We start from the raw sequence: 12,587 nt of genomic DNA on the forward strand, positions 1-12,587 counted from the left end.
CCTCAGAACCTTAGCCTCTTAGTACCTTAAGTAATAATATTCAACATTTTTTGCGTTGCAATAATCGCTGCAACAGTTTGATCTGAATCTAATCCGCGGGTTTTGAATTCTTTACCGTTGTTGACCCATGTAATAATGGTTTCGCACAAGGCATCAGAACTACTTCCTGGCGGAATTCTCACGGCATAGTCAATCAATTTTGGAAGTGTTAGCTTTTTGCTTTTGTAAATTTTAGATAAAGCATTCATAAAAGCATCAAACTGACCGTCTCCTTGAGCATTTTCCTCAATTATTTCTCCATTAAGATTTAAGGACAAAGTAGTAGACGGACGCATTCCTTTTGAGTGAACTAATATATAAGACTCGATTTTGATTTTTTCTTCGTAAGTATGGCTGTCCAAAACATCAGAAATAATGTAGGGAAGATCTTCTTTAGTTACGGTTTCTTTTTTGTCGCCCAATTCGATAATTCTTTGAGTAACCAATTTCAAATCTTCGTTGTTTAGTTTTAAACCTAATTCCTGAAGATTCTTTTCAATATTGGCTTTTCCAGAAGTTTTTCCAAGAGCATATTTACGTTTTCTTCCAAAACGTTCTGGAAGAAGATCATTAAAATAAAGATTGTTTTTGTTGTCTCCATCAGCGTGAATTCCAGCTGTCTGTGTAAAAACGTTGTCGCCAACAATTGGCTTATTTGCAGGAATTCTGTAACCCGTAAACGTTTCAACCAATTTGCTTACAGAATACAATGAAGTTTCTTTTACGTTGATATTTACTTGTGGCAAATAATCGTTGATAACCGCAACTGTACTTTCAAGAGGTGCATTTCCGGCACGTTCTCCCATTCCGTTTACCGTTACGTGAAGTCCGTTAATTCCAGCTTTTATGGCTTCCATTACATTGGCAACGCTTAAATCGTAGTCGTTGTGTGCGTGAAAATCGAAATGGATCTGCGGATATTTTTCCTTAATATTAGAAATAAATTCAAAAGTCAAAGACGGAATTAAAACTCCTAGAGTGTCAGGAAGTAAAATTCTTTTGATTGGCTGAGTTGATAAAAACTCCAAAAATTGAAAGACATATTCAGGAGAATTTCGCATTCCGTTGCTCCAATCTTCTAGATAAACATTGGTTTCAATGTTATTTTCTTTGGCTAAAACAATTATTTGAGCAATTTCTGAAAAATGCTGTTCGGGCGTTTTTTTTAACTGATGCGTTAAGTGATTCATTGAACCTTTTGTCAATAAATTTTGAACTTTAGCACCTGCTTTTTTCATCCAATCGATTGAAACTCCTCCATCAACAAATGTTAGGACTTCAATTCTGTTGATGTATCCTTTTTCTTCAGCCCAAGAAGTAATGCCCTTTACGGCTTGAAATTCTCCTTCGCTCACACGCGCCGAAGCAATTTCGATTCTATCAATATTCAATTCCTCCAACAACAATTGCGCAATGGTCAGTTTTTCTGCAGCAGAAAATGATACTCCTGAGGTCTGTTCACCATCACGAAGCGTCGTATCCATTATTTCAATTTTTCTTTTTTCCATATTGACAATCTATATTTCCTTAATTTCGAAATGATAGCGGGTTTGTATTATTAATTTAGAAAGACCCGAGAGGTTTTGAAGCCTTTCGGGTCTAATAGACTGAATGATATTTCTATTAGTAAGGAAGTTTATCAGCGAAAGCTTTAATATCTTCCTTCATATCTTGTAAATAATCGATGTCGTCAAAACCATTAATTAGGTTGTTCTTTTTGTAACCGTTAATAGCGAAAGATTCTTGCTCGCCAGTTGACAATAAAGTAATAGTTTGGTTAGGAAGATTGATTTCTAATTCTGTTTTAGGATCAGCTTCGATTGCTTTGAAAATATTTTCCAAGAATTCTGGACTGATTTGTACTGGCAAAACACCAATATTTAAACAGTTTCCTTTGAAGATATCAGCAAAGAAACTAGAAACTACAGCACGGAATCCGTAATCGTAAACTGCCCATGCAGCGTGCTCTCTAGAAGATCCAGAACCGAAGTTTTTTCCTCCTACAAGGATTTTTCCGCTGTAAGTTGGATTGTTTAAAACGAAATCTGCTTTTGGAGTATCGTCTCCATTGTATCTCCAGTCTCTGAAAAGGTTATCTCCAAAACCTTCACGTTTTGTAGCTTTTAAGAAACGAGCTGGAATGATTTGATCTGTATCTACGTTCTCAATTGGCAACGGTACACCGCTGCTTGTAAGTATATTAAATTTATCGTATGCCATTTTTTGGAATTTTAGATTTTAGATTTTAGATTTTAGATTTTCTTTTGAAAACGTAAAACTTTGAATCTAAAATATTTTGTTTTAATAATGTTAGTCAATTTCATTTGAAGACATTTAGATTCAGTTACATCAGCAATCTAAAATCTAAAATCTTCAATCTAAAATTAAAAAAGCTCTCTTGGATCTGTTAGTTTTCCTGTAACAGCAGCTGCAGCAGCCATAATTGGACTCGCTAATAAAGTTCTAGAACCAGGACCTTGACGACCTTCAAAGTTTCTGTTTGAAGTACTTACTGCATATTTTCCAGCAGGAACTTTATCGTCGTTCATGGCTAAACAAGCAGAACATCCAGGCTGACGTAATACGAAACCAGCTTCTGTCAAGATATCTAAAATTCCTTCTTCTTTAATTTGTGCTTCAACAACGTGAGATCCGGGAACTAACCAAGCCGTAACATTATCGGCTTTTTTTCTTCCTTTTACAATTTCAGCAAAAGCTCTAAAATCTTCAATACGTCCGTTTGTACAGCTTCCTAAGAAAACGTAATCGATTTGTTTTCCAATCATTACATCATCTTCGTTGAAGCCCATGTAAGCTAAAGATTTTTTGTAAGTTTCCTCACCGCCTTCAACTTCTTTTGCATTCGGGATATGTTTTGTAATACCAATTCCCATTCCTGGGTTAGTACCATAAGTAATCATTGGTTCGATATCCTCAGCTTTGATGTTTAATTCAGCATCAAAAACAGCATCAGCATCAGTTTTAAGTGTTTTCCAATATTCAACAGCTTTAGTCCAAGCTTCTCCTTTTGGAGCGTATAATCTTCCTTCTAAGAAATCAAAAGTAGTTTGGTCAGGAGCGATCATTCCTCCACGAGCACCCATTTCGATACTTAAGTTACAAACTGTCATACGACCTTCCATAGTCATATTTTCGAAAACATCACCAGCGTATTCAACAAAGTAACCAGTTCCTCCAGAAGTAGTTAATTGAGCAATAATGTAAAGCGCAACGTCTTTTGGGCCAACACCTTTACTTAGTTGTCCGTTTACGTTAATACGCATTTTCTTTGGTTTAGGCTGCATAATACATTGAGTAGAAAGCACCATTTCAACCTCAGATGTTCCGATACCGAAAGCGATAGCGCCAAAAGCACCGTGAGTAGACGTATGCGAGTCTCCACATACAATAGTAGCACCAGGCAAAGTAATTCCGTTTTCAGGACCAACTACGTGTACAATTCCATTTTTTTGGTGACCTAATCCCCAGTGCGAAATTCCGTATTCGTTCGCATTGTCTTCAAGAGCTTTCAGCTGGTTTGCCGATAAAGGATCTTCTACTGGTAAATGTTGGTTTATGGTTGGGGTATTATGGTCTGCAGTTGCAAAAGTACGTTCTGGGTATAAAACGTTAACGCCTCTTGATTTTAATCCTAAAAAAGCAACAGGACTCGTAACTTCATGAATGAAATGGCGGTCAATAAAAAACACATCTGGCCCATCTTCAATTTTACGCACAACATGTGAATCCCATACTTTGTCAAATAATGTCTTACTCATTTTTTATTTTTTTAAATTGTAATTTCTATAACCACAGCAATTTCCTGTTCATTATAATAGCAAAACAAAAGTAAAAAAAGATAAAAAAGCGTCAATTTCAATATTTCATTATATACGATGCCCAAACTAAATTACAAATTGCCAATTGGCTTTTGCGACTTCAAATTTGACCGAAAAATGATTTAAAAACTGATTTTGTTTTTCTTTTTAACTTCTAATTTTGTCTAATTGGTTTTTGTTTTAATAGTTTGCAAATTTATCTCAAAAGCACTATAAAATACAGGGTTTTGTTTGAAAATATGTAACAAATTAAATAAAAATAGTAATAATTATTAGTTTTGATTTCTTTTTAAAATGGCTGTTTTTGTGCTTTTTTTGAGGTTTTAATTCTCTATTTAGGCTGTTATTTAGAATCAATAAAACAGCAAAAGACTACGACATCCAAGAGGTGAAATTTTATAAAAATTTATGACTTTTAACACGAAAATTAAAGTCCTAGAAAAACATTTTTTAGAAGATTTTGGAAGACTTAATTTAAAGAATTTTTGAATTCTAAAGGCGTCAAGTTTGTTTTCTTTTTGAATAATTTGCTGAACGATTGCGGATATTCAAAACCCAATTGATAAGCGATTTCTGCCACTGAAAGATTGGTTGTAATCAAGAAATCTTTTGATTTTTCAATGAGTTTGGAATGAATGTGCTGTTGCGCATTTTGTCCTGTTAAGTTTCGAAGCATATCACTCAGATAATGGCTTGAAACATTAATTTGAGAAGCTAAAAATTCTACACTTGGCAATCCTCTTTTTAAGGTTTCAGCATTGCTAATGTAGTTGTCCAGCGTTTCTTCGACTTTTAATAATAAATCGTGACTGACCGTTTTTCTGGTAATAAATTGGCGTTTGTAAAAACGATTGCTGTAATTCAGCAGTACATCAATATAAGAAACAATCACATCTTGACTCATTTCATCAATTGCGGTATTGAGTTCGTTTTCGATGCTTTTTAATAACCCAATGATAATTGTTTTTTCGCTGTCTGAAAGATGCAGCGCTTCGTTGGTGTCATAAGAAAAAAAGCCATATTTCTTGATGCTTTTTCCTAAAGGATAATTTCTAATAAAATCAGAATGAAACAAAAGCGTATAACCTCCGTATTCAGCTCCTTCTTCATTTTCGGTAAAAATTAACTGGCTAGGAGAAGCAAATAGGAGTCCGCCTTCATTAAAATCATAATAGCCCTGACCGTAACCCATTTTCCCTTTCGTAGAAAACTTATAGGAGATTTTATAAAAATCAAATAAAAAAGCATGGTTTGCTATATCTTCATTGATAACCAACTGTGTATTATCGACCAAACTCACCATTGGATGAAGCGGTTTTGGCAATCTAAGCAAGTCATGAAACTGTGAGATAGAAGAGATTTTTGCTGGAGTATTGTTTTTCTTTTCCATGATATAAAAGTATGAAATTTTAAAAAGTAATGAGGCCTTTCCGAAAAGCATTGAACAGTTTCTTTGCTTTTGAAAAGTCAGCTTCGGAGAAGCATAATATTTATAGAAACCGTTTTTATTATTAAGAGCAGAGCTCCAGCGGAGTGAAATATGTCCGTATTGTAGTGGATATTCCGCTCCGCTGGAGCTTTTTGAATCTGATGGATTTCTATAAATATTCTGCTCCGCTGGAGCTTGATAAGAATTATTATTCTCCAAAAAATTGTTTGCTAAATTCAGTACGAAAAACTTCGTCTCCAACTTCTAGTCTTTGTTTGTACATTGCTTTTGCATCTTCTCCGGCAACGTATCTTAATTGTTTTTTTTCGTCGGTTGCGGCTTCGTAAACTACGTCGGCAATTTGTTCTGCTGTTGACGCCATTTCAAACATCGTGTCAACATTGGCAAACAATTTATTTGACAATGTTTCATATTCAGGCTGAATTCCTGTGTCGAGAGAACCGTGTAAAAATTCAGTTTTAATGCCGCCTGGAGAAACTGTTTTAATGTTTATTCCAAACGGATTTAATTCGTAAGCCATGCTTTCGCTCCAGCCTTCAAGTCCCCATTTTGTTGCATGATAGATTGAGCTTAAAGGAAAAGCGATAAGCCCGCCAATAGAAGTTGTAGAAATAAACAAACCACTTTTTCTTTCTCTGAAATACGGAATAAAAGCATTTGTAACGCGAATTACTCCTAATAAATTAGTGTTGAGCTGTTTTGTAATTTGATCATCTGTAAGGCTTTCCAAAGGGCCAATTAAACCATAGCCAGCATTGTTGAAAACAATATCTATATCGCTAATTTCAAGTGCTTTTTGAACGGTTGATTGTATTTGGTCATAATTGGTAACGTCTAAAGGTAAAAGCGTTACATTCTTTAATTGAGAAAGTTCTGTTTCTTTCTCTGGAGTTCTCATGGTTGCGATTACATTCCATCCTTTTTCGTGGAATAATTTTGCTGTTGCTTTTCCTAAACCTGATGATGCGCCTGTGATAAAAATTGTTTTCATGATTATTATTTTTTATTGTTATAATTTGATGAAGCAAAGTTCAGTATACACTGCAGTTTAAAAGTGTTCATTTTGAAGCAATGAGTGTTCAAAATGAATAATCGGAGTTTTTTGGATTAAAAAACTTTGAGTGTAATTGTTTTAAACACATAGAAACATAGTTTCTCTATGCCTACAAAGGCGTTTCACTCAATTTAAATACACATAGCTATGTGTGAAAATCTAGATTTTCTAAAATTTCTTTTTTACAAAACTAAAATCTATGTTTCTCTGTGTTTAAAATTTTAAGAATTGCATTTGACGGATTTCATTTAACGTTTTTGTTAACAACTTTCGTTTCGTTATTTCTCCAAAAAAAGCGTAAATTTGAATTTCTTCCATTTTTCATTTCGTATTTTGTTATGTTTCATGTTGTCAATAGTTTACAATGTGAAAGATATGAAATTTGGAGCTTTAAAATTTGACTTTTTATAATTCTATGTATTTAATATTCGATACCGAAACCACCGGATTACCAAAACGCTGGGATGCCCCAATAACTGACTCTGATAACTGGCCTCGATGTATACAGATCGCTTGGCAGCTTCATGACGAAATGGGACAGCTTGTCGAGCATCAGGATTATTTAGTAAAACCAGAAGGATTTAATATTCCCTATGATGCTGAGCGTATTCACGGAATCTCGACTGAATTGGCTGAAGCCGACGGAATCACTTTGGCTGAAGTTTTAGAGAAATTCAATATTGCATTAGGAAAAGCAAAATTTATTGTAGGTCAGAACTTAGGTTTTGACGTTAATATTATGGGAGCCGAATTCCATAGAATGGGAGTAGATTCTACTATGGCTTCAATTCCCGTTCTGGATACCTGTACCGAAGTTACTGCTTCTTTATTGCAGCTTCCTGGAGGTCGTGGAGGAAAATTCAAACTTCCAACTTTAACGGAGTTGCACAGCTATCTTTTCGATCAGCCTTTCGCGGAAGCGCACAATGCAACTGCCGACGTTGAGGCAACTACGCGTTGTTTCTTAGAATTGGTTAGAAGAGAAATTTTCACCAAAGAAGAACTGGATGTTCCAAAGGAGTATTTCAAAGATTTTCAACAAAGAAATCCGCAGCCATTTCAGCTTATTGGTTTAAAGCATATTAATCTAAAAGCGGCTTCTGATAAAATCAGAGAACAGCTGAAAGCTTTAGCGGGAGAAGGTCAGCAGACTGTTGTTTCAGAAGAAGATAAAGCTGATTTCAAAGCAGCAAAATTTGCACATTTACATAATCATACCCAGTTTTCGGTTCTTCAATCGACAATCGGTGTTGGAAATATTGTGGCAGCTGCCGCTAAAAACGGAATGCCAGCCGTGGCAATGACAGATACCGGAAACATGATGGGAGCTTTCCATTTTGTGAGTGCTGTTATGAACCACAATAAAGGAGCTTCCGCTAAAAATAAAGCTTTGGTTGAAGCTGGAGAAGAGCCAACAGAAACTGAAATCAAACCAATCGTAGGTTGTGAATTTAATATCTGTGACAACCACTTAGATAAGAGCAAAAAAGACAACGGTTATCAAGTTGTTTTAATGGCTAAGAATAAAGCAGGATATCACAATTTGGCCAAAATGGCTTCGATTGCCTATACTGACGGATTTTATTATGTTCCTAGAATTGACAGAAAGATCGTTGAGCAATACAAAGGCGATATCATGGTTTTGTCTGGGAATTTATATGGAGAAATTCCGAGTAAAATCTTGAATATTGGTGAAAACCAGGCGGAAGAAGCTTTAATTTGGTGGAAAGAACAATTTGGCGAAGACTTCTATCTGGAAGTGATGCGCCACAATCAGGAAGATGAAAACCGTGTTAACAAAACCTTGATTGAGTTTTCTCAAAAGCACAATGTCAAGCTGATTGCAACTAACAATACGTATTATTTAAATAAAGAAGATGCCAATGCACACGACATTTTGCTGTGTGTAAAAGACGGTGAAAAGCAAGCTACGCCAATTGGTCGTGGTCGTGGTTACCGTTACGGACTTCCAAATCAGGAGTATTATTTCAAGTCGCAAGACGAGATGAAAAAGCTTTTTGCCGATCTGCCAGAAGCGATTATAAATATTCAGGAAGTTATAGATAAAGTGGAAGGATATTCACTTTATCGTGATGTATTGCTTCCGAAGTTCGATATTCCAGACGAATTTGTTGATCCAGAAGATGAAAAAGATAATGGTGTTCGCGGTGAAAACGCTTATTTACGTCATCTCACCATGGAAGGAGCTAAGAGAAGATATGGTGAAATTACCGAATCGATTCAGGAACGTCTGGATTTTGAGTTAATGACGATTTCGAATTCTGGATATCCAGGTTATTTCTTGATTGTACAGGATTTCATTGCCGAAGCTAGAAAAATGGACGTTTCGGTAGGGCCAGGACGTGGTTCTGCAGCCGGATCTGCGGTTGCTTACTGTCTCGGAATTACCAATATTGACCCCATTAAATACGACTTACTTTTTGAGCGTTTCTTAAATCCTGACCGTGTATCGATGCCCGATATTGATATCGACTTTGATGACGAGGGTCGTGGACGTGTAATGGAATACGTAATCAACAAATACGGTCAAAAACAGGTAGCACAAATTATCACGTATGGTAAAATGGCAACCAAATCGGCAATTCGTGATACGGCTCGTGTATTGGATTTACCCTTATTTGAAGCCGATAGAATTGCAAAACTGATTCCGGGAATGATGCCGTCAAAATGGAATTTGGCGCGTTTTATTTCAGAAAGTGAAGAAGAGGTTAAAAAAGCGCTTCGTTCTGACGAATTTGACAATGTAAAAGAATTAATCGCGATTGCCAATGAAGATGATTTGGCAGGAGAGACCATTCAGCAGGCAAAAATCCTTGAAGGATCGATGCGTAACACGGGTATTCACGCCTGCGGTGTAATCATTACACCGTCGGATATTACAAACTATGTTCCGGTTACAACAGCAAAAGATTCAGATTTATATGTAACACAGTTCGATAACTCGGTTGCAGAAAGTGCCGGATTGCTGAAAATGGACTTCTTGGGTCTGAAGACCCTTACACTGATAAAAGATACTGTAAAACTGGTAAAATACAGAACAGGAATCGAACTGGATCCAGATACCTTTCCAATTGATGATGAAGAAACGTATGCGCTTTTCCAAAGAGGTGAAACTGTTGGAATCTTCCAATACGAGTCGCCTGGGATGCAGAAATACATGAAAGATCTGAAACCAACGGTATTTGGAGATTTAATTGCGATGAACGCTTTGTATCGTCCAGGGCCTTTAGAGTATATCCCGTCTTTCGTTCGAAGAAAAAATGGTGACGAAGAAATCAAATATGACTTAGATGCGTGTGCCGAATATTTATCAGAAACCTACGGAATTACAGTTTACCAAGAGCAGGTAATGCTTTTGTCTCAGTCTTTGGCAGGATTTACAAAGGGTGAGGCCGACGTTTTGCGTAAAGCGATGGGTAAGAAACAGAAAGATGTACTTGATAAAATGAAGCCGAAGTTTGTTGAGCAAGCTGCTGCAAAAGGTCATGACGCTAAGATTCTGGAAAAAATTTGGAAAGACTGGGAAGCCTTTGCGAGTTATGCCTTCAACAAATCGCACTCGACTTGTTATGCATGGATTGCATACCAGACGGCTTATTTGAAAGCGCATTTTCCTGCAGAATATATGGCAGCAGTACTTTCAAATAACATGAACGATATCAAACAGGTTTCTTTCTTTATGGAAGAATGTAAACGTATGGGATTGCAGGTTTTGGGCCCATGTGTAAATGAATCGTACTATAAATTTACGGTAAACGATGACTATGCTGTTCGTTTCGGAATGGGAGCTATTAAAGGAGTAGGAGCAGGAGCTGTAGAGACTATAGTAGAAAACAGAAAAGACGGAAGATATAAATCGATTTTTGATTTAGCGAAGCGAATTGACCTTCGTGCAGCCAACAAAAAAGCGATTGAGAATTTAGCATTAGCAGGTGGTTTTGATTCTTTTGAAGGAACTACCAGAGCGCAATATTTCCATGATGATGGTGACGGAATCACTTTCTATGAAAAAGCAATGCGCTACGGATCGAAATTTCAGGAAAATGAAAACTCATCTCAGGTAAGTTTATTTGGAGAAACAAGTGAAGTGCAAATTGCAGAACCGGTGGTGCCGCCATGTGAAGACTGGAGTACAATGGAAAAACTGGCTAAAGAAAAAGAGGTTGTCGGAATCTATATTTCTGGGCATCCGCTTGATGATTTTAGGTTTGAGATGAAATACTTCTGCAATGCCCGATTAGAAGCATTGAAAAGCATGAATGAATATGTTGGAAAGAATTTACATTTTGCCGGAATTATCAATAACGTGCAGCATCGTGTTGCCAAAAACGGAAAAGGTTGGGCAGCTTTCAATTTAGAGGGTTATGATGAAAGTTATGAGTTTAAGATTTTTGGGGAAGAATATTTAAAATTCCGCCATTTCTTAATTCAGAACAATTTTGCCTTTTTGAAAATATTGATCAAAGATGGTTGGGTAAATCACGATACAGGTAAAAAGTCTGATCCTAGAATGCAGTTTGTAGAGATTCGCCAATTGCAGGATATTCTAGAAGCATTCGCCAAGAAACTAATTGTTTTACTAAATATTAAGGACCTTCACCCTGAATTTATACATAAACTGAGTCATTTATTTAATGAAAATAAAGGAGAGAATTCTGTGACTTTTGAAATCATGGAATTAGAAAAAATAAAAAAACTGGTTGAGGTAGAAACACCAACAGACTTTGAAGATTCTGAAGATGCTGTTTTTGATGGAGATGATGAAAATGAAGATGTCGCACTAGAGGATACAAAAATACAGGCTGTAAATGAAGTAGAAGAGATAAAAGTAGTAACCAAATTGACAATGCCAAGCCGTCGCTTGAAGGTTAAAATTTCAGCTGAATTATTGCAGGAACTGGAGAAAATGCAGATTAATTTTAAATTGAACTAAAAAATTAACAGTTAAATTTTAAACACATGTTAAATTTTTGTGTTAAAAATATGCATGCATAATACTTTTTTAGTAATATTGCCCAAAATTACAACGTTTTCGTTCCAAGTCTAACTTTGCAAACTATAAGAATATGTTAAATATAGTCTAAGTTTGTATAAATCAATAAATCAAAATTATGAAAAAGAACCTATTATTATTAGGATTATTAGTTTGCTCAATGACCACAATGGCGCAAACAGAAAAAGCAGAAAAACCAGAAAGCTGGTATTTCAAATTAGGAGCATCATATTTCAATCAAACAGCTTCAACAGAATTTCCAGTTGTTGGTGGTCAACTACCAAATAGGGATGTTTATGAAGGTACTTTAGCTAATAATAGATTGGTTTCAAGAGAAAGTGTAACAGGTTCTTTTGGACAAGGTTTTAGAAGTGGAATTACTGGAGGTTACCGTTTTTCTACACGTTTAGGAGTTGAATTGTCTGCTAACTATTATGTTAGTAATGAGAAAACAATGTCTCAAACAACAAATAGACTTGCTAATCCAACTACAGCAAGTGCAACTACTCCAGCTACCTATGTGAGTTTTACAGCAGAGGGACAAATTAAAGCTTTTGATTTGGCTCCTGCAATTGTAATGTTTCTAGGAGAGGCTCATGGTTTTGAACCTTACACTAAAGTTGGAGTTATTGTTCCTGTACATGGGACATTGGATATTAAAACAAATAGAGAATATACAACATTCGTCGGCGCAAATCAAGTTGCTAAAACTGATGCATACTCAAAAGATGTGGTGAAACCTAATGCTACAATTGGTTTTATGGCGGCTTTAGGTACTTCTTATAAATTAGGAAAAAACCTATCTGCTTTTGCTGAATTAGAATACCGTAACTTTACAGTACATGGTAAAACGAAAGAAACAACGGAATATACTGAAAACGGTGTGGATAAATTAAATACTAATACAAACTTTAGAGTTGGTTCAACGGCTTCAAATCATACTCATTATGTAGATCGCTTAGACACAAATTCAAACAATGCTTTGACTAATCCAAATGGTGTTGATCAAAGTAAACCAATGGATGAGTTAAGCTCTTACGTTGGTATTTCTGGTTTAGGATTAACATTAGGTATCAAATACAGTCTATAATTTTTTTATAGAAGTTTTATAGTTTTTTGAAGAAAAGGATATTCGAGAGAATATCCTTTTTTATTTTTTTTTGCTTGTCATTGCGAGGAATGAAGCAATCT

Annotated in this window: 7 protein-coding genes; 2 read left to right on the forward strand and 5 right to left on the reverse strand. The window is 35.7% G+C overall.

The annotated features are described in order from the left end of the window. Nucleotides 1-26: 26 nt before the first annotated feature. From J7574_RS03770 to J7574_RS03790, 5 genes are all read right to left on the reverse strand, one after another. Entirely contained in the window at nt 27-1,547 is a 1,521-nt protein-coding gene (locus J7574_RS03770; RefSeq protein WP_290964418.1) for an alpha-isopropylmalate synthase regulatory domain-containing protein, read from the reverse strand. Between the two features lie 115 nt (nt 1,548-1,662). Continuing rightward, nucleotides 1,663-2,259, reverse strand: a complete 597-nt coding sequence (leuD, locus tag J7574_RS03775) for a 3-isopropylmalate dehydratase small subunit (RefSeq protein ID WP_290964421.1) — start codon at nt 2,257-2,259, stop codon at nt 1,663-1,665. Between the two features lie 164 nt (nt 2,260-2,423). Then, nucleotides 2,424-3,818, reverse strand: a complete 1,395-nt coding sequence (leuC, locus tag J7574_RS03780) for a 3-isopropylmalate dehydratase large subunit (protein WP_290964424.1) — start codon at nt 3,816-3,818, stop codon at nt 2,424-2,426. Between the two features lie 529 nt (nt 3,819-4,347). Continuing rightward, nucleotides 4,348-5,268, reverse strand: a complete 921-nt coding sequence (locus J7574_RS03785; protein ID WP_290965411.1) for an AraC family transcriptional regulator — start codon at nt 5,266-5,268, stop codon at nt 4,348-4,350. A 247-nt stretch (nt 5,269-5,515) separates the two neighbouring features. Further along, entirely contained in the window at nt 5,516-6,319 is an 804-nt protein-coding gene (locus tag J7574_RS03790) for an SDR family oxidoreductase (protein WP_290964426.1), read from the reverse strand. A 478-nt stretch (nt 6,320-6,797) separates the two neighbouring features. Here J7574_RS03790 and dnaE point away from each other — a divergent pair, with 478 nt between their 5' ends. Then, nucleotides 6,798-11,336 (forward strand): DNA polymerase III subunit alpha, encoded by a 4,539-nt coding sequence (gene dnaE, locus J7574_RS03795; RefSeq protein ID WP_290964428.1) that lies wholly within the window; start codon nt 6,798-6,800, stop codon nt 11,334-11,336. Between the two features lie 178 nt (nt 11,337-11,514). Then, a complete protein-coding gene (locus J7574_RS03800) occupies nt 11,515-12,486 on the forward strand; it encodes an outer membrane beta-barrel protein (protein ID WP_290964431.1) in 972 nt (323 codons plus the stop codon). Nucleotides 12,487-12,587: the final 101 nt, after the last annotated feature.

This window comes from Flavobacterium sp. (assembly GCF_017744675.1).
Lineage (GTDB): Bacteria > Bacteroidota > Bacteroidia > Flavobacteriales > Flavobacteriaceae > Flavobacterium.